Here is a 22,789-nt window from a genome sequence, read left to right as displayed (position 1 = left end):
AGATGACCACCACGAACACTGCCCCCGCCGAGCCCGCCCTCCCGACATCGCTGACGCCGGCCCGTCTCGCCCACCTGGCCACCCTGGTGGCCGCCGGTGCTCGCGCCCGGCGGGTCGCCACGACCTCGCCGTTCACCGGCGCACCGCTCGCGGACCTGCCGGTCTCGACCCCCGAGGACGTCGAGGAATCCTTCGCCCGGGCACGCGCTGCCCAGGCCGGCTGGGCCGCCACCCCGGTGGCCGACCGCAAGCGCATCATGCTGCGCTTCCACGACCTCGTCCTCCAGCGGCAGGAGGAGGCGCTCGACCTGATGCAGGCCGAGAGCGGCAAGACCCGTCGCGACGCGTTCCTCGAGGTCAGCGACATCGCGATCACCGCCCGCTACTACGCGCGCAGCGCGCGGCGGCTGCTCGCACCCAAGCGCCGCAGGGGCGCGATCCCGGTGCTGACCCACACCACCGAACTGCACCACCCCAAGGGCGTCGTCACCGTCATCTCGCCCTGGAACTACCCGCTCAGCATGGCCGCCGGCGACGCCCTCCCGGCCCTGATGGCCGGCAACGCCGTCGTACAGAAACCCGACACCCAGACCGCCCTGACCGCGCTGTGGGCGCTGGCCCTCATGCGCGAGGCCGGCCTGCCGACCGACGTCTGGCAGATGGTGGTCGGCCGTGGCAGCTCCATCGGAGACGCGCTCATGGAAGGCGGGGACTACATGATGTTCACCGGCTCCACCGCCAGCGGTCGCCAGATAGCGCGCAACGCGGGGGAGCGGCTGATCGGCGCGTCCCTGGAGCTCGGCGGCAAGAACGCCATGATCGTCCTCGCCGACGCCGACATCGAGAAGGCCGCCGCCGGCGCGGTCGCCGCCTGCTTCCCCTCGGCCGGGCAGCTGTGCGTGTCCATCGAACGGCTCTACATCGCCGATGAGATCCACGGCGCGTTCGTCGCCGCGTTCGTCCAACGGGTCCGGGCCATGCGCCTGGGTGCGGCCTATGACTTCTCGGTGGACATGGGCTCGCTGACCACCCCCTCACAGCTCGAGACCGTCAGCTCGCACGTCGACGACGCGGTATCGAAAGGGGCGACCGTACTGGCCGGAGGCAAGCCCCGGCCCGACCTCGGACCACTGTTCTACGAGCCGACGATCCTGGCGGACGTGACCCCGGAGATGGCGCTGTTCGACCACGAGACGTTCGGCCCCGTCGTATCGATCTACCGCTACCGGTCGGCCGACGAGGCGGTGACGATGGCCAACGCCACGCCGTACGGCCTCAACGCGAGCGTCTGGGGCCGCAACGGCACCGAGGCCCGCAAGGTCGCGGGACGGCTCCACGCCGGCACCGTGAACGTCAACGAGGCGTTCGCCGCCGCCTGGGGCAGCGTCGACGCCCCCATGGGAGGCATGGGGGACTCCGGCCTCGGCCGCCGTCACGGCGCCGACGGGCTGCTCAAGTACACCGAAGCCCAAACCGTCGCCCACCAGCGCCTCCAGGGCTTCACCCCGCCCCGCGGGGTGCAGCACGAGCAGTGGGCACGGATCCTGACCCAGGCGTTCAGGACACTGCGTGCCCTGGGCATCCGCTGACCGACCGACCGGCCGCCCGCCACGACGCGGCCCGCCACCTCGCCATCCCGGGCACACGAAGGGAAATCAGCCATGACTCAGCGCGTCCTCAACGTCGTCACCAACGTCGGCCACTACGACGACCCTTCCCACACCACCGGCCTGTGGCTCTCCGAGCTCACGCACGCCTGGCACGTCTTCGAGGAACACGGCTACGAGCAGACGCTCGTCAGCCCGGCCGGCGGCGCGGTGCCCCTCGAGCCGCGTGCGCTGAAGTTCCCGAACTACGACAAGACCGCCAAGGCATGGCACGCCGATCCCGGAAGGATGGCCATGCTCGAAAACACGGCGAGCCCGGACCAGATCGACCCGACCAAGTACGACGCGATCTACTTCACCGGCGGTCACGCGGTGATGTACGACTTCCCCGACAGCGAGGGCCTGCAGCACATCACCCGCGAGATGTACGAGCGCGGCGGCATCGTCTCCTCGGTCTGCCATGGCTACTGCGGCCTGCTCAACACCCGGCTCTCCGACGGCTCCTACCTCATCACCGGCCGCAAGATGACGGGATTCGCCTGGACCGAGGAGGTCCTCGCCCGCGTCGACAAGCTGGTCCCCTACAACGCCGAGGAGAAGGCCAAGCAGCGCGGCGCGCTCTACGAGAAGGCGAAACTGCCGTTCGTCTCCTACGTCGTCACCGACGGCAACCTCGTCACCGGCCAGAACCCGGGCTCAGCCAAGGCCACGGCGAAGAAGGTCGTCGAAGCCATCGAGGGCAACGCGTCGAAAGAGCGAGGCTGAGTCGAGACGCAGTCCTTCCGTGACGGTAGGGCACCGGATCGATGTCGCCTGGCTGCCGCCTGGAGCGACACCGGGACCTCCGGCAGCGGTTCTCTGGGGCCATCATCAGGGTCGATATGAATCGAACGGGCCGGTCCCCCACATTCCCACGCACTGCTCCTGCTATCGGTGTCGCCGTCGAAAGCAGCATTCCATCAGCCACTGACATCGGTCACGGCGAGGAGAACTCGCTTGCGGAGCAGGTTGAATCCGGCGCGACCGAACATCTGGGGGTGTGACCGAGATACGCGCCAAAGGGGCAACGGGATGATCTTGAAGCCGTGAGCGCCCGTCGGCCGTCACCCATTCGGCTCAGTGTCGTCGGTGGTGGTGATGTTGAGCGTCGTCCGGGGCCTGGGGTGGGTTGTGACATCAATTGAACGGGCCGCGTATCCGCAACGCCCTGGACATCGCGGAGATCGTGCGGCAGCTGCTGGAGGAGGGACGGGAGATCGCCCCGGAAGACCTGGCGCACATCGCCGTACCTGACCGAGCACATCAACCGGTTCGGCGAGTACTCAACACACGCGATCAACGCGGCGGCTCCCGGGGACTTGGCCGCGGCGGTGGCGCACTCCTCGGCCCTGTTCTCGTACAGCTGTGGCCAATGGACATGTAGCGCTGCGAACCGCGTCACCAGCCGCAAACGGTGGTGATCGGTCCTTGGACTGTGATCTTCCTGGGCTGGGCGGCTCGTACACTGACGAAAATGGAGGACCACACGGCCACCGGGATCGGTGCACGTCCGGCGCCCGTCTTGCGGGAGTACGTCGACTCGTACGTCGGCTTCGACCTCCGCGGGTTCCCGACGGGGGTGCACTGCGGCCCGCCGAGCCGCGCGCTCACTGCGGTGATCAGCCTGTCAGATCCTTTGGAGGTGGCGGCGGGCGTTGACGACGGGTCACCCGTCACCCGATTCGGCAGCGTGGCCGGCGGTCTGATGCGCCGGTCCGTCGCGATTCACCACGACGGACGCCAGCAAGGTGTCCAGGTATCGCTGACACCGCTCGGGGCCCGGGCCATCTACGGCATGCCGTCCGCCGAGCTCGCCCACCGACTGGTCCCACTTGACGAGCTTCTCGGAGCGTTTGCCGTCGAGTTGGTCGACCGGCTCCGATCGGCGACAACATGGGCGGCGCGGTTCACCGCGCTGGACGAATTGCTCCTCCGGGCTGTCGGCCGTGGTGCCTGCGGCGACCATGTGCGTTGGGTGCGCCCCGAGGTAGCCGAGGCATGGCGCCGCCTCGTCGCCGCGCGGGGTTGCGTCCAGGTTGGTGCGGTCGCCGCGGAACTCGGCTGGAGCCGTCGGTACCTCACCGAGCGGTTTCGCGGTGAGGTGGGCCTGTCGCCGAAGACCTTCGCCCGAGTCTTGCGCTTCGAGCACGCGCACGAACTGGCGGCGGCGCGGGACCCACTCCCGTGGGGCGATGTGGCAACCGTCTCTGGCTATGCCGACCAGGCCCATCTCGTCCGGGACTGGCGCGAGTTCACGGGCCGATCGCCGACGGCCTGGCGTCGCAACGAAGTCCTCCTCGGAGCCGGGTAGCCGCCAACCGTCTGCCCTTCGCGTCGGCTTCTCTTCCCTTTTCTTCAAGACCGCCCGATCGCTGGCGTGGACGATCGTCGGCATGAGACTCGTCAACCACGAACGCAATGCCATGGACCTGCGGACCATCCCCGTGCACCTCGGACTGGGATCGACAGCGAAACCCGTCGAGGGTTTCACCTGGGACCCGGAGGTGCTCCAGGCCTACAGCGCCGCGGTCGCGGCAGACGGCGCCGAGGGCCGGATGGTGATGATCTTCGACGGCGACGGGCTCGGCGACCATTGGGAGAGCCACCCTGCAGGCGACGAACTGGTCGTTTGCCTCAGCGGGTCCGTGACGGTCACCCGCGACGTGGACGGGGTGCCCGACCACGTTCTGCTCGGGCCGGGCGAGGCCACCATCAACCCGGCCGGGGTATGGCACGTGGTCGACATGGAGGGGCCGACGACCATCCTGGCCATCACTGCGACCCTCTGCACCGACCACCGTCCTCGGATCGACACCCGCCCGACCGAACGCGTCGGCACGCCCAGCCCGGAGGAAGCGCCGTGACGACACGCATCGCGTGCCTCGGCGACAGCCTCACCCGCGCGCAGTTCAGCGTCGACTACCTGGATCTTCTCGGACGACGCCACCCTCTCGGTGACATGCAGCTTGCCCGTTTCGGCGCCAACGGCGACTTCGCCTACAACCTCTTGCAGCGCCTCGATGCCGTCGTCACGAACCCACCCGATGTGATCACCGTGTTGATCGGGACCAACGACGCCCGAGCGAGCCTTGCCGGTTACCCCGTCGAGCAGGCCATGGAACGCAAACAGCTACCCGATCGCCCGTCGGCCGGCTGGTTCCAACAGTGCCTGGGAGCCGTCGTCGCACGGCTGCGAGCGGAGACCGACGCGACGATCGGTCTGCTGTTGCTACCGGTACTCGGCCAACAACTCGACGGACCAGCGGCAAAGGCATCGCAGGAGTACAGCCGGATGATCGCCGAGGTCGCCGCCACCAACGAGGTGGCCTACCTTCCGCTCCACGAACGCCAGATCGAGGAACTGCGCCAAGCGGACGCACCGCCGATTTCATACCGGGAGGTGACGCCCGCAGCAGGCGTCGGCGTCCTCGTCCAGCACGCAGTGCTGCGCCGCAGCCTCGACACGATCTCGCGGCGGCGAGGTCTCGTGCTCACGACCGACCACATCCACCAGAACAGCCGCGGCGCCGCCCTTATCGCTGAGGTCATCGACGCCGGTCTGCTGGCCCAGAGCGCGTAGCTGGTTCCGGCGCCCGGCCAGTCGGATGCCATCTACCGCGCGGAGGTGGCATGGCTTCGGGCAGCGGCTCGGTGCCGATCGGTAAGACGCCGTGTGCTGCTCGTCCGAGGCCTCGACGTCGCGCTGCGGGAGAAGACGCAGTGGGAGATGTTCTACGAGTCCGCGCACGGGCCGACGAGGTGTTGTGCCTCAACGTGGCAGACATCTACCCACCGGACAAGCGCGGCAGGATCACAGCCAAGGGCAGGGTGACCGAGTGGATTCACTGGCAGTCCGGCACCGCCCAGCTGCTGCCCCGCCTCATCGCCCGCCGCACCCGTGGCCCGCTGTTCCTCACCGACCGCAAGGCCCCGGCCGGAACCCCGGCACTCGGCGTGTGCCCGGAGACCGGCCGGGCCCGGCTCTCCTATCGCCGGGCTGAGGAGATCTTCGAGGAGAACACCCGGCTGCTGGCCAACTCCCTCGCCTCACCCGACGACATCGAGGACCTGGACGGCTGGACGCTGCACCGGCTACGTCACTGCCCTGACACACGACGCGGAGGACGGCACCTCTACCCCGATGCTGCTGGCCCGCTCCCGCCACGCATCCGTCCGCTCCCTGGAGCGGTACGCCCGTCCCGGCGTCGGCTCGATCGCCCGGCACGTCGCCGAACGCGACCCCGCTGCACACCGCCGCACGTAAATCCGAGCAGATCAGGGCTTCAAGATCATCCCGTTGCCCCTTTGGTGCGCGCGGGTGGGCCGAGCCGGTGGTCGAGCGCGGCACCCACGTCGGGGCAGTTCGTGCGGATGACGTCGAGGAAGGCGTTCAGGGCCGGGGAGCGGTCCCGGACTTGGAAGGACAGGACCAGATCGGGCAGAGGTGTGTGCGGGGTCACCTCACAGAACCACGTGCCCCGCCGTGGGGCCGTCAGCATGCGGGAGGGCCCCAGACCGACACCCACGCCGCAGGCGGCGAGGCCGATGATGGTGTGGATGTCCCTCGCGACGGTCGCGCCGGTGAGCGTCGCGGAGTCCTTGCCCAGCAGGGTTCGCAGCCCGGTGACGACGGCGGGCTCGTCCTCGTCCGGCGCCAGGATCAGTGGCTGTCGGCGCAGTTGGTCCACGTCCACCGAAGCCTGACCCGCGTACGGGTGTGTGCTGCTCACGACCGCGACCAGGTGGTCGTGTCCGATCGGGACCGACACCAACTTCTCGGCCCCGACGCCCCGTGGTCGGCCGAGGCCGATCGCCACGTCCAGTTCGCCGGCGACGAGCGCGGCCGTGCTGCGGTTGGTCGCCATCTCGTGCAGTTCCAGCCGTACGTCGGGCCGTTCACGGCCGAACCGGCCCAGGACGTCCGGCAGAGGTTCGAGCAGCGCCGAGGCGATGAACCCCAGGCGCAGCCGGCCCGTCTCGCCGCGTGCCGCCCTGGCCGCGTCGACCGAGGCCGCCGTGATCTCGTCGAGCGCCCTGCGGGCCCGGGCCAGGAACGCCGCGCCCGCAGCGGTCGGGAACACCCCCTGGCGGGTGCGATCGAACAAGCGGCTGCCCACCTCCCGTTCGAGGTCGGCGATCTGCTTGGAGAGCGGAGGCTGCGCGATGCCCAGGGCGCCGGCCGCCCGGCCGAAGTGCTCGTGCTCGGCCAGGGCCAGCGCGTACCTCAGATGCCGCGCCTCCATGCCGGCCTCCCGTCATATCCCATAGGTATCGTGGGGCAGCTTCTCAGATCTTTCACTGGATGGCCGGGCCGGGTTCGCATGGGATGCAGTCATGACTCGTCCATCCTTTACAGACACCGTCTTCGTCCTTGTGCACGGGGCCTGGCACGGCTCCGGGCAGTGGGCGGCGACGCAGCGCGCACTCGCCGGACTCGGTGCCGCGAGCATGGCCGTCGACCTGCCGGGACACGGCTTCGATGCACCACTGCCCAGCGGATACCTCCAGCCGGGCCAGCCGGGCATGCTGACCGAGAGGTCCACGCTCGCCGCCATGACGATGGACGAGTGCGCCGAGCCCGTACTGGACACGCTGACCCAGGCCCGCCACCACCGTCGCGTCGTGCTCGTGGCACACAGCGCGGGCGGCGGCCCCGCCTCACTGGCCGCCGAGCGGGCCCCCGAACTCGTCGACGAAATCGTCTACCTCTCGGCCTTCGTGCCCGCCGGACGGCGGCGATTCCTCGACTATCTCGGCTCGCCCGAGAACGCCACGGCACGAGGCCAGAGCCTCAACCTGGGCGACCCCGGGGAACTGGGCGCCGTACGGATCAACCCTCTCTCGCAGGATCCCGCCTACGTCGAAGAATTGCGGCAGACCCACTACCACGACACCCCCATGGACCGCTTCGCCCGCTGGCGCTCGGCACTGAGCACCGATCTGCCGCTGGCGATCCCCACCACCCCGGTCATCGTGACCCCCGGCCGCTGGGGACGCATCCCGCGGACCTTCGTACGCTGCGCGGACGACCGGGCGCTGCCACCGGCCGTCCAGGACCTGATGATCGCGGAAGCCGACCGGGCCATGCCCGGCACCCCGTTCGCCGTGCGCACCCTCCCGGGCAGCCACAGCCCGTTCGCCGCCCGGCCCCGTGAGCTCGCCGCGGTGCTGCTGCCGTGAACCACGGACGCCTCGTGCTGCCGGTGGTGCTCAGCGCCACGTTCGTGCAGCTGCTCAACGTCACTGTCGCCCAGGTCGCCGCGCCGGCGATCCAGACCGCTCTGGGCGCCGGCCCGGGCGCCGTGCAACTGGTCCTCGCCGGATACACCCTGACGTACGCGTGCCTTCTCATCCCCGCCGCGCGGCTGGGCGAGCGGTACGGCTACCGCCGGCTGTTCGTGGCGGGCACCATGGTCTTCATCGCGGGCTCGGTGGCCGGGGCATGTGCCCCCGACGCCGCGTCCCTGATCGCGGCCCGGCTGCTGCAGGGCGCGGGCAGCGGCCTGGTCGCCCCCCAGGTGCTGTCGCTCATCCAGGCAACCACTGCGGCATCGAGTCGGCCGCGCGCCCTGGGACTGTACGGCGCCACCATGGCCGTCGCGTCACTGGCCGGGCCGCTGATCGGCGGCCTCGTCCTCAGTGCCGACCTGCTCGGCCTCGGCTGGCGGCCGGTGATGCTCCTCACCGTGCCGGTGGCGCTCGCCTCGCTGGCCGGCGCGACCGCGCTGCCCCGCACCCGCGGGGCGGAGGGACTCCGCGTCGACAAGCTGGGTGCGCTGCTGGTCACTGTGGGAGCCGGCGCGCTGATCCTGCCCTTGGCGCTGGGGCGGGAAGCCGGCTGGCCCTGGTGGACGTGGGCCGGTTTCGCCGTGGCCGTGGCCTCTCTCGGCTACTTCGTCCGGAGCCTCCAGCACCGGCCCGATCCGCTGATCCATCCAGCGGTGCTGCGTGACCGGCCGGCACGGAGGGGCACGCTGCTGGTGTTCGTGTTCAACACAGGCGTGCCCTCCTTCACGTACCTGCTCTTCCTCCACCTTCAGTCCGCCGTCGGGTACTCGGCCCTGTCGGCCGCGCTGACGTCGGCGCCGTTCGCTGCCGCCGCCGTCGCCGGAAGCAGAGCCGCGCCCGCTCTCACCCGCCGGCACGGGCCGACGGTGCTCACCGTCGCGTCCGTGGTGCTGGCCGGGATGTGCCTGGCGCTGGCCCCGCTCGTCGGCTCGGCGGCGGGCCGCCAGGCGGCACTGCCCGTGTTGGCCGTCGGCGGAACCGCGTTCGGGGCCTTCACCGCGTCGGTGTTCACTCTGGTCCTGGCCGAGGTGCGCGGCCCCGCCACCGGTTCTGTCTCCGGACTGCTGCCCACAGCGCAACAGCTCGGCGGATCCATCGGAGTGACCGCGGCCGGACTCGCCTATCACGCCCCAGCCGCCGACGCGGACTCCGCGTTTCGGCACGCCATGCTTTACCAGGCCGCCGCCTTCACGATCACCGCGCTGATCAGTCTCCGACTCCGCGACCGGCCTGACCCCGGGCCCGTGCACGGCCCGGCAGTCACAGCGGAAGGACATGTACGCAAAACACGCATCTGAGCTCTGACCGCGGCGTACCTGACCTGGGCCGCATCTGGGTTGCCGCTGCACAGCACTGGACGAACCAACTGCCCGCAGGCCGGATCAAGGGCTGGTGCGTGTCGTGCGGCATCCTGAGATCGGCATGTGGCGCGTCCGCGGAGACGGACTGACCCTGGCCGCCGAGGTGAGCGTGACGGCGGGGGAGCGGATGCACGAGGAGCTCGACGCGGGCCGACCGGACGCGCGAGCACTACGGTGCAGGTTTACGGCGGCTACTGCCAAGGTTTACCGAATTCGCCACCCCTGGGTTGATTTGCGACGAGTCGGTTCTCCGTAGGTTCTCCTCCGTGGAAATCGCACCGGAAAGGCCGGTGCGAACGGACCGGAACACGGGGAGAAACATGCTGAGTCTTCAGAGGGCCGGCATCGCCGCATCAGCGGTTCTTGCCGGACTGGCCGCGACTGTCCTGCCCGCTGGCGCTGCCACGGCCCAGGACAGTCCTGTGGAGCGCCGGAGTGTGGGGCAGCAGTACTCGGCCCAGGCCGGTGACGGCTGGGGCTACATGAAGTTCGTGCACTCCGGGAAGTGCGCCGACCTGCCGGGGTGGAACACCGGGAACGGCGTACAGCTCGACCAGTGGTCATGTGCTTCGCAGGGAAACCTCTGGTGGGGGTTCTACGCGGCCAGCGACGGCACGGTCCAGGTCAAGAACTACCACAGCAAGAAGTGCATGAACGTCAAGGGCGGGAGTACCGCCAACGGGGCCAAGGTCGTGCAGTGGCCGTGCAACGAGCAGGCGAACGGTCTGTGGTACCTGCAAGGCTATTCGGACGGCACGCTCCAGCTCAAGAACAAGAAGAGCGGAAAGTGCCTGAACGTTGAGGGCGCCAGCAGGGGCAACGGCGCTGACCTCATTCAATGGCCGTGCAGCGCAGCCGCTAACAGCCGCTTCTCCTTCATCGACTGACCGCCCGGCCGGGTCGAGGTCTCGTCCCACGTGAGACCCACCGTCAACTGAGCCCCGCTTCGCGCGGGGCTCAGTGCTTCCCGCCGTCTCTGAAGGCGGTCGCGGACGGTGCCGGGCCAGCTGCTTGGCGTCACCAAGAGCGCAAGACCAAGGAGGAGGTGCCGCCCTGGAATGTCGAGGAGGTCCAGAAGTTCATTCATGGCATCAGAGGGGAGCGTCTCTGCGCTGCGCTTCTCCTGTCACTGATGGGGCTCCGCCCGGCCGACGTCTGCGGCCTCCGGTGAGAAGACGTCGATCTGGAGAACGCCACGATCGACATTGCCGACACGCGCACGATGATGGGCAGCCGTGACGTGGTGGAGAAGGACACCGAGTCTCTTGCGGGTGAACGGGCGCTACCGCTGCCGGGTCCGGTGCTCGATGCCCTGAAGGCGTTCCGGGCCCTCCAGGCCGAGGAGAGGCTCGCCCCGGGCGAGGCGTACGCGGCATCCGGCTACGTGCTGGTGCACGAGACGGGCGTCGCCTTCACGATCGCCCCATGGGGAGTGGATTGAGACTGCACGCAGAGCCCGCCTTCTGGCTGTGGACCCACAGCAGAGACTGGGGGGACAACCGGCTGGTGGCCAAGTCTTCAAACCGGGCCAGGACGGGCGTGGGAAGGTTTCCAGGGGGTCCCGGTGAGCCTCGTCCGTGCCAGTACACTCTCGTTCCGGCAGCGACTGACCTGCCGTCGCGAGAAGCCCAGTCCCGATGGGTTCACCCCGGCGATGTGACTTTTCGTGACTGATGAGAGGGTCGGGCGGGTGAGTGAGACACCGATGAACACCCTGCAATACCGCTTTGACGGGCCAGAAGACGCTCCAGTCCTGATCTTGGGTGCCTCACTGGGTACCACATGGCACATGTGGGACAGGCAGATACCCGAGCTGGTCAAGCAGTGGCGGGTGTTCCGCTTCGACATGCCGGGGCACGGCGGGGCGCCCGCGCACCCGTGCGGGTCCGTCGGAGAGCTCGCCGACCGGCTGCTCGCCACGCTCGACGAGCTCGGCGTGCACCGCTTCGGATACGCGGGCTGCGCCTTCGGCGGTGCCATAGGGGCCGAGCTCGCGCTGCGGCACCCGCACCGCGTCGCCTCGCTCGCGCTGATCGCCGCGTCGCCGCGGTTCGGCACCGCCGACGAGTTCCGGCAGCGCGGCGTCATCGTGCGCAGCAACGGGCTCGACCCCATCGCGCGCTCCGCCCCCGACCGCTGGTTCACGCCCGGCTTCGCCGCCGCGCAGCCCGCGATCACCGACTGGGCCGTGCAGATGGTGCGCACCACCGACCCCGGGTGCTACATCGCCGCCTGCGAGGCCCTCGCCGCCTTCGACGTGCGCGCAGAGCTCGGCAGGATAGGCGTGCCCACGCTCGTGCTCGTCGGCTCCGAGGACCAGGTCACCGGGCAGGGCGAGGCCCGTACGCTCGTCGCCGGGATCCCGGACGCGCGGCTCGCCGTCGTGCCCGGCGCCTCGCACCTCGCCCCCGTCGAGCAGCCCGCCGCCGTCACGGATCTGCTCGTACGGCACTTCTCCACCGCCTGGCAGGCCGCAGCCGACGCCACCATGGGCGGGCAGTCCGCGCTCGCCGCCACGCCCCCCAAGCCCGTCCTCGGGCCGTCGCCCGCGCCCGTCTCGGCCGTCGCCGAGATCGGGCCGGTGGAGCAGCCCGAGGCCGTGCCGGGGAAGGCGGGGACCGATCTGTACGACGCGGGGATCAAGGTCCGCCGCGAGGTGCTCGGCGACGCGCACGTCGACCGCGTGCTCGCCGCCGCCGACGAGTTCTCGGGGGACTTCCAGGAGCTCGTCACCCGCTACGCGTGGGGCGAGATCTGGAACCGGCCGGGCCTGGACCGCCGCTCCCGCAGCTGCGTCACGCTCACCGCGCTCGTCGCGGGCGGTCACCTGGACGAGCTGGCCTTCCACACCAGGGCGGCGCTGCGGAACGGTCTGACTCCGGCGGAGATCAAGGAAGTGCTGCTCCAGGCCGCCGTGTACTGCGGCGTTCCCGCGGCGAACTCCGCCTTCAAGGTCGCGCAGGCCGTGATCCGTGAGGAAACCACGCCGCAGGAGTAGCAGGATGGGAGACATGACGACATCTCCCGAATCTCCCGACAGCAGGGCAGGGCGCGCGCCGCGCATGACGTTCACGAAGAAGTCCCACGCGTGCGTGCGGCTCGAAAAGGACGGGCGCACGCTCGTCGTCGACCCCGGCGGCTTCAGCGAGGAGGACGCCGCGCTCGGCGCCGACGCCATCCTCGTCACGCACGAGCACCCGGACCACTTCAACGAGGACCGGCTGCGGGCCGCCATGGAAGCCTGCCCCGGAGCCGAGATCTGGACCCTCAAGTCGGTCGCGGACCAGATCTCGGCGGCCTTCCCCGGACGCGTGCACACCGTCGGGCACGGCGACACGTTCACCGCCGCCGGATTCGACGTCCAGGTCCACGGCGAACTGCACGCCGTCATCCACCCGGACATCCCGCGCATCACCAACGTCGGCTACCTCGTCGACGGGTCCGTGTTCCACCCGGGCGATGCCCTCACCGTCCCCGACCAGCCCGTCGAGACGCTGATGCTGCCCGTCATGGCCCCCTGGAACAAGATCTCCGAAGTGATCGACTACGTACGCGAGGTCAAGCCCCGGCGCGCCTACGACATCCACGACGCGCTCCTCACCGACCTCGCCCGGCCGATCTACGACAACCAGATCGGCTCGCTGGGCGGGGCCGAGCACGTGCGTCTGACGCCGGGGGAGTCCGCGGATCTGTGACTGTCAGTGCCGCCCGGTAGGTTGTGAGGCATGCGCATTGCGACCTGGAACGTGAACTCGATCACCGCTCGTCTGCCGAGGCTCCTGACCTGGCTGGAGGCCACCGGCACGGACGTGCTGTGCATCCAGGAGACCAAGACGACGGCCGAGCAGTTCCCCGCCGAAGCGCTCCGCGAGCTGGGGTACGAATCGGCGGTGAACGCGACGGGGCGGTGGAACGGCGTCGCGCTGGTCTCCAGGGTCGGCCTCGACGACGTGGTCAAGGGCCTCCCGGGCGGTCCTGGATACGACGGGGCGGAGGAGCCCCGCGCGGTCTCCGCCACCTGCGGCCCGGTCCGCCTCTGGTCGGTGTACGTGCCGAACGGCCGCGAGGTCGACCACGCCCACTACGCGTACAAGCTGCAGTGGTTCGAGGCCCTGAAGGCGGCGATCGCCGAGGACGCGGCGGGCCCCCGCCCCTTCGCCGTCCTCGGCGACTTCAACGTGGCACCGACCGACGACGACGTCTGGGACCCGGCGCTGTTCGTCGGCGCCACGCACGTCTCCGAGCCCGAGCGCGCCGCCCTCGCCGCCCTGCGCGAGACGGGCCTCACCGACGTCATGCCCCGCCCCTTGAAGTACGCCCACCCGTTCACGTACTGGGACTACCGCCAGCTCGGCTTCCCGAAGAACAGGGGCATGCGCATCGACCTCGTCTACGGGAACGAGCCGTTCGCCAAGGCCGTCTCCGACGCGTACGTGGACCGGGAGGAGCGCAAGGGCAAGGGGGCGTCCGACCACGCCCCCGTCGTGGTCGACCTCGACGTGTGACGGGGGCGGGCACGGACTACGGCACGAGCAGGCGCAGGTCCACTGACTCCGCCAGCGCCGCGAGGCCCGTGTCGCCCGGGTGCAGATGGTCCCCGCTGTCGAAGGCGGGGAGGATCCGTGCCGGGTGCGCGGGGTCCCGCAGCACCGCGTCGAAGTCGAGCACGGCGTCGAAGTCGTCGCCGCCCCGCAGATAGGCGTTGACGGCCTCGCGCTGCTGGTTCGCGGACGCCGTGCACAGGGACTCGCCCTCGCACGGCGCGATCGTCGCCGCCACGGTCCGCAGCCCGCGCGCCCGTGCGCGGTCGGCGACCTCCCGCAGCCCCGCGATCACCTGGTCCGCCGAGGCGCCCCAGCGCACGTCGTTGATGCCCTCGAATACGACCACGGTGCGCGCCGACGTCTGGGCGAGGACGTCGCGGTCCAGGCGGTGCAGGGCGCTCACCCCTCCCGTGTCGGTGGAGACGCCGTCCCCGGGGTAGCGGTCGGCGACCACACGGTTCGCGGAGATGCCCTGGTTGAGGACGCCGTAGGCCGGTACGCCGGACTGGTTCAGGAGGCGGGTCGCCAGGACGTTGGGCCAGCGCCGGTTGGCGTCCTGCGTCGACTTCACGCCGTCGGTGATCGAGTCGCCGAGCAGCACGACCGAGCCGGGCCCGCCGCCGACGTCGACGCCCGTGAGCAGCGGCCAGGACGTGATCGTCGAGGTGTACGCCGCCGGGGAGCCGTCCGCCGTGTGGTCGCCGGGACCGCTGACGTACGAGCGCTGGATGGCCTGGCTGTGCACGGGCGCCGCCGCCACCGGGCCCGGCAGGTGGAAGCTGACCAGGAGGTTCGCGTCGGCAGGCACGTGGAAGTCGAGCGGGTCGCTGTACGCCTGGGCGCCCGCGGGGAGCTCCGTGCCCGGGGCGCCGCGGAACGACAGCGGCCGCGGTGCGCCCCGCGCCCCCGCCCCGGCCTCCTGCACCGCCACCGTCGCGCCGCCGATCCGCACCGGGGCCGCCGCGAAGGTGTTGTCGAGCCGGATGCGGACCCGCGGCCCGCCCGTACTCGTGTGCACGACCAGCCGCACGGTCCGGTCGGCCCACGGCCCCACCGCCGGGTAGCCCGCGGTCGACGCCGACCAGGTGCCCGTCCAGCCCGTCGCCGCGGCCCGCACCGACAGCGCGAACACATGCAGGTCCGCGGCGCCCGGGTCGCGCGGCAGGCTGACCGAGGCGACCTCGCGCCCACGGGCCAGCGGCACCGTCACCGCGTACAGCCGTGCCTTCTCGGCGAGTTGGCCGCCGGGCGTGTTGATGTGCGGCAGGGCGACGGACTTCGTGGCGAGCGGGCCCGAGCGCCAGTCCGGCGCGGTGAGCCGGTAGGTGCCGCGCGAGCCGTCCCGGTAGCGGACCGTGCCCGTGCCGCTCGCCTCGCCGCCCGTGCCGGCGACCAGGAAGGCGAGGGCGTCGCCGCGGCCGCGCACCCGTACGGACTGGCCGTCGGCGCGTACGTTGTCCGGCCTGCCCGGCGCGGTCCGCGGCCAGGTCAGCCGGGCCCCCTCGATACCGAGGTTGCGCCCGGGCGTCCAGCCCGCGGCCGTCAGGTCCCGCGCGGACAGGGAGCCGCCCGAGCCGTCGAAGTCCGCGGCCGCGGGACGCGCGTCGTCGCTGACCGCGCGGTTGTCGAAGAGCCGCTCCAGGGGGAGCGGCACGGGTCTGTGCGGTGCCGCGGCCTGCGCCGAGGTCACCGGTACGAGGCCCGTGAACAAGGCGAGCACGGCGGCCGTTCCCCAGATACGTCGGCGCACGACAGTCCCCTCCCGCGGTGGCAGATGCGCCATGAAGCTAAGGAGGCACGGGAGGCGAGTCAATGAGGGGCGCGTGAACACGACGCGAACTCACCGGACCGGGCCGACGGTGCCCGGTCGGCGGTACGTCGGCGGCCCGCCGACGGCATGTCAGGACGCCGTCGACACCAGCCCCTTCTCGTACGCGATGATCACCAGCTGCACCCGGTCCCTGGCGTCGAGCTTCGCCAGGAGCCGGGTCAGATACGTCTTCGCCGTGGCGACGCTCAGACAGAGCTCGGCGGCTATCTCGGTGTTGGAGAGGCCCCGGCCCACCAGGGTGAGCACCTCGCGCTCGCGGTCCGTGATGCCGGAGATCGACACCTCACGCGGCGGCGCGGTCTCGGGGCGTCCCGCGAACTCTTTGATCAGGCGACGCGTGACGCTCGGCGCGATGAGCCCGTCGCCGGTCGCGACGGTGCGCACCGCCGCGAGGATGTCGTCCAGGGCCATGTCCTTGACGAGGAATCCGGCGGCGCCCGCGCGCAGCGCCCCGTACAGGTAATCGTCGTCGTCGAACGTGGTCAGGACGACGACGTGCGCGGGTGTGGCGCCCGACGTGATCAGGCGGGTCGCCTCGATGCCGTCCATGCCGGGCATCCGGATGTCCATCACCACGACGTCCGGGCGCAGTTCGGCGCAGAGCCCGACCGCCTCGTCGCCGGTGGCCGCCTCGCCCGCGACCTCGATGTCCGGGGCCTCGGTGATGACCATGCTCAGGGCGGTGCGGACCAGGGGCTGGTCGTCGACCAGCAGGACGCGGATCGTCACCGGACACCTGCCGCGGCCGGCACGGGCAGGGTGGCGCTGACCAGGAAGCCGCCGCCGGGGCGCGGGGCGGCGCTGAACTCGCCGTGCAGCAGGGCGACCCGCTCACGCATGCCGACCAGGCCGTATCCGGCGCCGTGGCCCGGACCGCGCGCCGCTCCTGTGCCGCCCCGTCCCGAGTCCTCGATCTCGATGGTGAGCTCCTTCTCGCGATAGTCGACGGACACCGTGCAGGACGCCGTGTCCGCGTGCCGCACCACGTTGGTGACGGACTCCTGGACGATGCGGAACGCCGACAGGTCGATGTCCGCGGGCAGCGGGCGCCGCTCGCCCCGCCACACGACGTCGACGCGGACGCCGGCGGCCGTCGTCGACGCGGCGATCCCGTCGACGTCGGCGAGGCCTTCGGCGGGCCCGCGCGGCATCGGCTCCCGCTCCTGGCCCGGTTCGCGGTCCCCGCCCGACTCGCTCTCCCGCAGCGCGACCACCATCCGCCGCAGCCCGGCCAGCGTCTCCCGGCCCGCCTTCTCGACCGCGGTCATCGCCTCGCGCGCCGCGGTCGGCTGGGTCTCGACGACCCGGGCCGCCGCGCCGGCCTGCAGCGCGATGATGCCGATGCTGTGGGCCACCGTGTCGTGCATCTCCCGGGCGATGCGCAGCCGTTCGGCGGTGACGGCCTGCGCGGCGGCCTGCGCGCCGAGCCGCTCGGTGTAGGCGCGGGTCCTGCGCACCGAGTCGCCGACCAGCCAGGCGACGACGGCGAGCAGGAGTGCGGTCTGCCAGTCGGACCAGCTGGAGGTGAGGGTGTGCGGGAGGTGGGTGGGGAGCCCGAGCAGCTGTCTGAGGAGTGCGTGGACGGGCTGGACGCAGAGGGCGAGGACGAGGGCGGCGACGCGGGTGCCGCGCGCCGCGGTCGCCACGACGGAGCCCATCGCGATGTCCACCGCCGCGTACTGCAGGAAGCCGATGGCCGTCTCGCCGATCGCCTGGGTCGCGACGTACGAGGAGCCGGTCAGCAACCCCAGGGACACCAGGGGGCGTCGGCTCAGCAGACGGCCCGCCCACACCACCGTCCCGACGGCGACACCCACGAGCAGCCACTCCCACGGCCCGGGCCCCGGCAGCGCGCTCGTCGGCAGCCACGAGAGCCCGAAGTACGCACGCGCGGCGAAGACCATGCCCAGGCACCAGGAGACGGCCGCCCACAGACCGGGCGGCGCGTGCTTGAGCAGGGGGAACAACGGGGTGGCCGACATGCGGTGATCGTAGCCAGGGGGAGTCGCACAAGGAATCGATCCACGGGTGTACGACCACGGTCGACAGCCGCCCCGGCACGGGCCGGGGTGGACGCTCCGTCAGACGCGTACCACCACGGCGTACGAGCCGACGCCGAGCAGGTGGTGGCCCGGTACGCGGTCGCCGCGCGAGGTGTGGAGGGCGTCTATGCGGCCGGACTCCGGGTCGAAGGCGACGTCGGTGAGGGTGCCGACGGCGTCGCCCAGCTCCGTCAGCAGCCGTTTGCCGAGCAGGTCCTGGCTCCCGGACGAGTCCGTGGACGCGAACCGGGCCGCCGACGCCGCCCCTATGACCACCGCGTCCGGCCCCACCGCGTGCACATCCGTCCAGGCCACGACGTCGCCGCCGTCCTTGGCCCCGTCCAGCCGAACCGCGGTGATCAGGGCCTCCTCCGGCGCGAGGACGAGTCCGGCCACCGTGCCGACCTGCGCGGCGTCCGACGAGCTCACGACGGGCCGGCCCACGGCCTGGCTCAGCAGCATCACGAGATCCGCTCCTCACCCGGTACGCCGGGCCCGCCGGGGCCCGCCAGCCGCTTGCGCCACAACGCCGTGGCGAGTTCGCCGAGTTCCTCGACGGCGTGCTCGGTGTCCTGCGCCGGGACCATCAACGTGTCGCCGGTCATGGCGGGGCGGTCGCCGAGCGGCAGGAACACCTTCCGCTCGTGCCGGCCCATCGCCTCCGTGGACGACATCTCGACGCCGACCACCCGGCCCTCGCGGCCCGCCTCGACCACCACGTCGAGGACGGTGCCCACTTGCACGCCCCGGTCCGTCAGCACACGCGCGCCGCGCACGAGACCGCCGGACGCCTCCTCCCAGGAGGCGACGGCCGACTTGTCCTCCAGGGCATCTGCCGACGTGATCATCACGGCGTCCACACCCAGGGCGTGCACCGCCGCCCACGGCAGGCTCTTGCGCAGCGGACCGGACAGCAGCCCCCGGCCGGCCAGCGTGAACCCGGCGATCCGGCCGCCCGCGCCGTCGAGCACCACATCCTTGACCTGGGCGACCGCCTCGCCGCCCAGGGTGACCACCGGGCGCTTGGTGAGCTCGCTCGCCGCCATCAGCGCCGCAGGGACGGACGACGTCATCGCACCCTCCCTCGCCCGGGCCGTCGGCCGCGCCGGACCACGATCACGCCCCCGCTGCGCCGCCGGGCCTGCACGCCGACCACCGCGGCGCCCAGCAGACCCACCACGACGACCACGGCGATCAACCACGCCCACCACACCATCGTCCACCTCCCGGAGCGACCAGGACCGAACCCATGGGGACCGCATACCCCGGGCGGGGAACAGTCACCTGCCCCCGCGGCTCCCGACCGGCTACCGCGCCAGTTCCGCCCGGATCGTCTTGCTGGACGCGTCCAGGGTCACGGTCACCACGCGGGCGAGGCGCTGCACCATCGGCCAGCCGAACCCGCCCGTGTTGCCCTGGAGATCGGGCGTGCGCTCCTGCGGGGGCCGCGGGTCCGCGTCGGAGACGGCGATCGTGACGACGTCCTTGCGGGCCTGCAGACGCAGGGAGCACAGGGTGCCGCGGGCGTGCCGGACCACGTTGGTGACGAGTTCGGAGACGACGAGCTCGATGCTCGACGCGTTCGGGTCCTCCACCGCCGGGGAGAGCCCGGCGACGAAGGCCCGGGTGATGTCCCGTGCGTCGGCGACCGCTTCGGGTCTCTTGTCGAAGGTGGCCGTTTCCGGCGGTCGGGTGAGCGGTGCGCGCTGCGTCCGCATGAGACTCCTCCTCCCTGGGGACGGCCGGTCCCGTCCGGAAAGAACATCTGCCCGAGGAACGGCGTGTTCAACGCCTTCGATCCGGCCGATGTGCGCGGCGCCCGGATCAGGGGCGGCCCCGCCAGTCCAGGCAGAGGATCATGGCGTCGTCGTCGGCGGCGGTGGGGCCGCGGTGCCAGGAGAGCTCGTGGAGCACCGCGCGCGGGACCTGCGAGGGCGGCAGGAGGCGGGTGCTGGTCATCGCCCGGGTGAGGGCGCGCTCGCTGTAGCGCTCGCCGCTCGGGGACGCCACGTCGTAGACGCCGTCGCTGACGAACAGCAGCCGGTCGCCGGGCTCGGCGCGGAAGCGCTCCGCGCTGTACGGCGTGTCCTCGGCCATGCCGAGCGGAAGCTGTGCGTCCAGCTCTATGGGTTCGGCCTTGCCGCCGCGTACGCGCCACATCCGCGGGGAGCCCGCGTCGATGATCTCCGTCTCGCCCGTGGCGAGGTCGAAGCGCAGCAGCAGCATGGAGAGGTGGACGGCGCCCTGGTAGTGGCCGTAGACGGCCTGGTCGGCCAGGCAGGCCTGGTCGGTGAGGGAGAGTCCGGCCCGGCGTGCGTTGCGCAGCGCGTTGATGGCCAGGCTGGTGAGGAGCGCGGCCTCGATGCCCTCGCCCATGCCGTTGGTGACGGTGAGGGTGAGATCGTCGGCGGAGGCCGACCAGTCGAAGTTGTCGCCGTGGATCGCGTACGCCGGTTCGAGCTGGGCGCCGATGTCGTACTCGGGGCGGGAGCAGGAGCGGCCGGGCAGCAGCTGCCACTGCATCTCGGCGGCGAGGGTGAGCCGGTCGGCGCGCCGTGCCTGGAGGTACAGGTCGGTGTCCCGTTCGGCCACGACGATCTCGTGCCCGAGGACCTCGGCGATGTCGCCGAGCTCGCGCACGACGTCGGCGTCGCAGGCGTCCGCGGGCAGGCGGACGCTGAGGATGCCGGTGCGGTCGCCGCGCACGCTCACCGGGAGGTGGACGGAGACGGGTTCGCCGTCGGCGCCGGTCTCGATGTGCGGCTGCTGGGCGCCGAAGGCGCGTCCTTCGGGGCTGCCGTTGATCGCGACGGGCGCCGCGGTGTGGGGCAGCGCGTCGACCGGTTGGAGTATGGTCATCGCGTAGTCGGCCATGAGCAGGTCGACCGAGCAGGCTGTGTAGCGGCCGATGAGCGCGTTCCGCACGGTGTCGAGAAGAGCGTGCGGTGCTGAGGTGCGCAGGGCTCGCTCCACAGCCAAGAATCTGTCCACGAGTTGGGTACCACCTGTTCCGGTTCGGGTCGGTAGTGCGGGAAGGGGCCGAGTGTCCGCCGCGTCTCAGCGACTGACAGGGCCATTGCGAAGTGTCACAGTTGAGGCCATGGACTCCGAAACTTCCGTCAGGGGCGGTCAGGATGCGGCCACGCATGCTGCCCGGGAAGTCATCGAATTGCTCGAGGTGCTGTGGAGCAGGGGCAGGGACATCGCCCCGACGGCACCCGTTTCGTCGTCGCAGCTGCGTGTGCTGTACGTCCTGGACGGCGCTCAGGGCATCAACCTGAGGACACTCGGCGAGTGTCTGGGGTCGGCGCCGTCTTCGGTGAGTCGTATGTGTGACCGCCTTCATGCCCTGGGCTTCATTGAGCGATCTCTCAGTTCAGCCAGCCGTCGCGAGCTCGAACTGCGCTTGTCGAGCCGGGGCAAAAATTACCTCAACGAGCTGCGGGCCCGCCGGGAGAGTGCGTTGCTTGACGCCATTTCGGCGATGCGCCCGGCGGAGCGCTCCGCGCTGGTGCGCGGTCTGAGCGGCTTCCAGCGGGCGGTAGAGGACACCGCTCCCGGGCGGCGGCCCCCCGCGCGGGACGGCACCGCCGAGTCCGCTTGAGGCAGGGCCCGGTCGGGGTCGGAGCGTGCCGTAACGGTTCGCCCGATCACGTGAGTTTACTCCTGGCGCTTCCAGGTACTCACATACGTCCGGCAGTGACGTACCCGACTTCCGCCTTCGAAGATCGCATAGCTCGGCTAACATTTGCCGTGCGACAACAATTGCTAAGGTGGATGGAATGAACTCCAGTGAGTCCGAAGCCCGGTTGCGCGTCAGTGCCGCCCTGCGCGAGCAGGGGGAGAAGGTCGCCGACCGTTGGGTGGAGCTCCAGTCGGAACAGGCGGTCCTGGACACCGGCGTCACAGAGGCGGAGCTGAACGAAGAGGCCGACTCCTTGGTCGAGGCGCTGCTCGCCGGTCTGGAGACCGACCTGCCGGTGCAGGACGTGGTGGCCTCCCACCCCGGCCTTCGCCAGTGCGTCACCGACCTGTCGCTGCGCCGTGCCAGAGGCGGAGCCACCCCCACGGCGACCTCACGGGCCGTACTCGCGCTCAAGGAAGCGCTGTTGGAAGCGGTCCAGCAGGAGACGCGTGACGTGACCGCGCTCTACCACGCCGCGCTCTTCATCAACCGCCTGCTCGACACCGCCGGCGCCATGTCCTTCGACATCTATGTGGACGGGCGCGAGGAGATCATCCGGCGGCAGAGCCGCCAGCTCCTGGAGGTGTCCACCCCGGTGGTGCGCCTGTGGGACCGCGTGCTCGCCGTACCGCTGATCGGGACCCTCGACACGACCCGTACGCAGGTCGTGATGGAGAACCTGCTCGAGGCCATCGAGCGGGACGAGGCGCAGGTCGCGATCATCGACATCACCGGCGTGCCCACCGTGGACACCGCCGTCGCGCACCACCTGATGCAGACGGTCAACGCCGTGCGGCTGATGGGCGCCGACTGTGTGATCAGCGGCATCCGCCCGCCGATCGCCCAGATCATCGCGCAGCTCGGCATCGACCTGTCGGCCATCCTGACGCGGGCGACGCTGGCCGACGCGCTCGCCGCCGCCATCCCGCTGCTCACGGACCAGCCGATGCAGCGGGCCTCCCTCGCGGACGCGCGGTGAGCGGCGCTTTGAGCGGCGTCCCGATCCTGCGCCTCGGCGACGTCCTGGTCACCGGCCTGCTCAACGAACTCGACGACAAGGCGGCCATCGCCGTCACCGAGGAGCTGACCGAGCGGATCGTCGCCGACCGTGCGCGCGCGATCCTCATCGACATCTCGCGGCTCGAGATCATCGACTCGTTCGTGGCCCGTACGCTGATGGAACTGACGACCACGGCCCGGCTGCTCGGCGCCCGGGTGATCGTGGCCGGCATGCGGCCGGCCGTCGCCATCACCCTGGTGGAACTCGGCCTGGAGCTGTCCGGTGTGGAGACGACCCTCAACGCGGAGCAGGGCATGATCGCGTTGGGCTGGCAGCCGGCTCCTCGACCCCCAAAGGGGGCCCCTGTTGTCCCTCTACGGTGATCTCGACAA

At 71.0% G+C, this 22,789-nt stretch carries 24 protein-coding genes; 16 read left to right on the top strand and 8 right to left on the bottom strand.

The window, feature by feature from the left end:
• The first annotated feature begins 2 nt into the window (after nt 1-2).
• The 6 genes from DEJ48_RS06890 to DEJ48_RS40195 all read left to right on the top strand — a co-directional run bounded on the left by DEJ48_RS06890 (nt 3) and on the right by DEJ48_RS40195 (nt 5,910).
• The gene (locus tag DEJ48_RS06890) at nt 3-1,589 is read left to right on the top strand and encodes a succinic semialdehyde dehydrogenase (protein WP_150215323.1); all 1,587 of its coding nucleotides are present in this window, start codon (nt 3-5) and stop codon (nt 1,587-1,589) included.
• Between the two features lie 72 nt (nt 1,590-1,661).
• Nucleotides 1,662-2,372 (top strand): type 1 glutamine amidotransferase domain-containing protein, encoded by a 711-nt coding sequence (locus DEJ48_RS06885; RefSeq protein ID WP_150215322.1) that lies wholly within the window; start codon nt 1,662-1,664, stop codon nt 2,370-2,372.
• A 748-nt stretch (nt 2,373-3,120) separates the two neighbouring features.
• Nucleotides 3,121-3,957, top strand: coding sequence for an AraC family transcriptional regulator (locus DEJ48_RS06880; RefSeq protein WP_150215321.1), 837 nt, complete (start codon nt 3,121-3,123; stop codon nt 3,955-3,957).
• A gap of 82 nt (nt 3,958-4,039) precedes the next feature.
• The gene (locus DEJ48_RS06875; protein ID WP_150215320.1) at nt 4,040-4,510 is read left to right on the top strand and encodes a cupin domain-containing protein; all 471 of its coding nucleotides are present in this window, start codon (nt 4,040-4,042) and stop codon (nt 4,508-4,510) included.
• Entirely contained in the window at nt 4,507-5,226 is a 720-nt protein-coding gene (locus DEJ48_RS06870; protein ID WP_150215319.1) for an SGNH/GDSL hydrolase family protein, read from the top strand. Before DEJ48_RS06875 ends, DEJ48_RS06870 begins: the two co-directional genes overlap by 4 nt.
• 561 nt (nt 5,227-5,787) lie before the next feature.
• Nucleotides 5,788-5,910 carry a PmrA gene (locus tag DEJ48_RS40195; protein WP_223831935.1) on the top strand — a complete coding sequence of 41 codons (123 nt, stop codon included), beginning with the start codon at nt 5,788-5,790 and terminating at the stop codon, nt 5,908-5,910.
• Nucleotides 5,911-5,935: 25 nt separating this feature from the next.
• On the opposite strand, the gene DEJ48_RS06855 is transcribed toward DEJ48_RS40195, so the two are convergent.
• Nucleotides 5,936-6,889, bottom strand: coding sequence for a LysR family transcriptional regulator (locus tag DEJ48_RS06855; protein ID WP_150215318.1), 954 nt, complete (start codon nt 6,887-6,889; stop codon nt 5,936-5,938).
• Between the two features lie 91 nt (nt 6,890-6,980).
• Here DEJ48_RS06855 and DEJ48_RS06850 point away from each other — a divergent pair, with 91 nt between their 5' ends.
• The 7 genes from DEJ48_RS06850 (at nt 6,981) to DEJ48_RS06820 (ending at nt 13,800) form a co-directional block, all read left to right on the top strand.
• Nucleotides 6,981-7,826, top strand: coding sequence for an alpha/beta fold hydrolase (locus tag DEJ48_RS06850; RefSeq protein ID WP_150215317.1), 846 nt, complete (start codon nt 6,981-6,983; stop codon nt 7,824-7,826).
• Nucleotides 7,823-9,232, top strand: coding sequence for an MFS transporter (locus DEJ48_RS06845; RefSeq protein WP_223831934.1), 1,410 nt, complete (start codon nt 7,823-7,825; stop codon nt 9,230-9,232). The genes DEJ48_RS06850 and DEJ48_RS06845 overlap by 4 nt, the downstream gene beginning before the upstream one ends.
• Before the next feature lie 329 nt (nt 9,233-9,561).
• Complete coding sequence (locus DEJ48_RS06840) at nt 9,562-10,182, top strand: RICIN domain-containing protein (RefSeq protein ID WP_150215316.1); 621 nt, start codon at nt 9,562-9,564, stop codon at nt 10,180-10,182.
• 335 nt (nt 10,183-10,517) lie between these two features.
• Nucleotides 10,518-10,736 (top strand): hypothetical protein, encoded by a 219-nt coding sequence (locus tag DEJ48_RS06835; RefSeq protein ID WP_150215315.1) that lies wholly within the window; start codon nt 10,518-10,520, stop codon nt 10,734-10,736.
• A 249-nt stretch (nt 10,737-10,985) separates the two neighbouring features.
• A complete protein-coding gene (gene pcaC / locus DEJ48_RS06830) occupies nt 10,986-12,293 on the top strand; it encodes a 4-carboxymuconolactone decarboxylase (RefSeq protein WP_150215314.1) in 1,308 nt (435 codons plus the stop codon).
• Nucleotides 12,294-12,357: 64 nt separating this feature from the next.
• Entirely contained in the window at nt 12,358-12,990 is a 633-nt protein-coding gene (locus tag DEJ48_RS06825) for an MBL fold metallo-hydrolase (protein WP_150221012.1), read from the top strand.
• A gap of 30 nt (nt 12,991-13,020) precedes the next feature.
• The gene (locus DEJ48_RS06820; RefSeq protein ID WP_150215313.1) at nt 13,021-13,800 is read left to right on the top strand and encodes an exodeoxyribonuclease III; all 780 of its coding nucleotides are present in this window, start codon (nt 13,021-13,023) and stop codon (nt 13,798-13,800) included.
• A 16-nt stretch (nt 13,801-13,816) separates the two neighbouring features.
• On the opposite strand, the gene DEJ48_RS06815 is transcribed toward DEJ48_RS06820, so the two are convergent.
• The 7 genes from DEJ48_RS06815 to DEJ48_RS06785 form a co-directional block, all read right to left on the bottom strand.
• A complete protein-coding gene (locus DEJ48_RS06815; protein WP_150215312.1) occupies nt 13,817-15,622 on the bottom strand; it encodes an SGNH/GDSL hydrolase family protein in 1,806 nt (601 codons plus the stop codon).
• A gap of 117 nt (nt 15,623-15,739) precedes the next feature.
• Complete coding sequence (locus tag DEJ48_RS06810; protein WP_150215311.1) at nt 15,740-16,399, bottom strand: response regulator; 660 nt, start codon at nt 16,397-16,399, stop codon at nt 15,740-15,742.
• The gene (locus DEJ48_RS06805) at nt 16,396-17,652 is read right to left on the bottom strand and encodes a sensor histidine kinase (protein ID WP_150215310.1); all 1,257 of its coding nucleotides are present in this window, start codon (nt 17,650-17,652) and stop codon (nt 16,396-16,398) included. The genes DEJ48_RS06810 and DEJ48_RS06805 overlap by 4 nt, the downstream gene beginning before the upstream one ends.
• A 99-nt stretch (nt 17,653-17,751) precedes the next feature.
• Nucleotides 17,752-18,174, bottom strand: coding sequence for a PRC-barrel domain-containing protein (locus DEJ48_RS06800; RefSeq protein WP_223832439.1), 423 nt, complete (start codon nt 18,172-18,174; stop codon nt 17,752-17,754).
• A complete protein-coding gene (locus DEJ48_RS06795) occupies nt 18,174-18,785 on the bottom strand; it encodes a PRC-barrel domain-containing protein (protein WP_150215308.1) in 612 nt (203 codons plus the stop codon). The genes DEJ48_RS06800 and DEJ48_RS06795 overlap by 1 nt, the downstream gene beginning before the upstream one ends.
• A gap of 234 nt (nt 18,786-19,019) precedes the next feature.
• The gene (locus tag DEJ48_RS06790) at nt 19,020-19,430 is read right to left on the bottom strand and encodes an ATP-binding protein (protein WP_150215307.1); all 411 of its coding nucleotides are present in this window, start codon (nt 19,428-19,430) and stop codon (nt 19,020-19,022) included.
• 106 nt (nt 19,431-19,536) lie between these two features.
• A complete protein-coding gene (locus tag DEJ48_RS06785; protein WP_150215306.1) occupies nt 19,537-20,703 on the bottom strand; it encodes a PP2C family protein-serine/threonine phosphatase in 1,167 nt (388 codons plus the stop codon).
• A gap of 109 nt (nt 20,704-20,812) precedes the next feature.
• Between DEJ48_RS06785 and DEJ48_RS06780 the strand changes: the two genes are divergently transcribed.
• The 3 genes from DEJ48_RS06780 to DEJ48_RS06770 all read left to right on the top strand — a co-directional run bounded on the left by DEJ48_RS06780 (nt 20,813) and on the right by DEJ48_RS06770 (nt 22,780).
• On the top strand, nt 20,813-21,316 hold the full coding sequence (locus tag DEJ48_RS06780; RefSeq protein WP_150215305.1) for a MarR family winged helix-turn-helix transcriptional regulator: 504 nt from the start codon (nt 20,813-20,815) through the stop codon (nt 21,314-21,316).
• A 178-nt stretch (nt 21,317-21,494) separates the two neighbouring features.
• Nucleotides 21,495-22,376, top strand: coding sequence for an STAS domain-containing protein (locus DEJ48_RS06775; RefSeq protein ID WP_150215304.1), 882 nt, complete (start codon nt 21,495-21,497; stop codon nt 22,374-22,376).
• Entirely contained in the window at nt 22,373-22,780 is a 408-nt protein-coding gene (locus DEJ48_RS06770) for an STAS domain-containing protein (RefSeq protein WP_150215303.1), read from the top strand. Before DEJ48_RS06775 ends, DEJ48_RS06770 begins: the two co-directional genes overlap by 4 nt.
• Nucleotides 22,781-22,789: the final 9 nt, after the last annotated feature.

The sequence above is a fragment of the Streptomyces venezuelae genome, assembly GCF_008642315.1.
Taxonomy (GTDB): Bacteria; Actinomycetota; Actinomycetes; order Streptomycetales; family Streptomycetaceae; genus Streptomyces; species Streptomyces venezuelae_D.
This window is presented reverse-complemented; position numbering and strand designations above follow the sequence as displayed.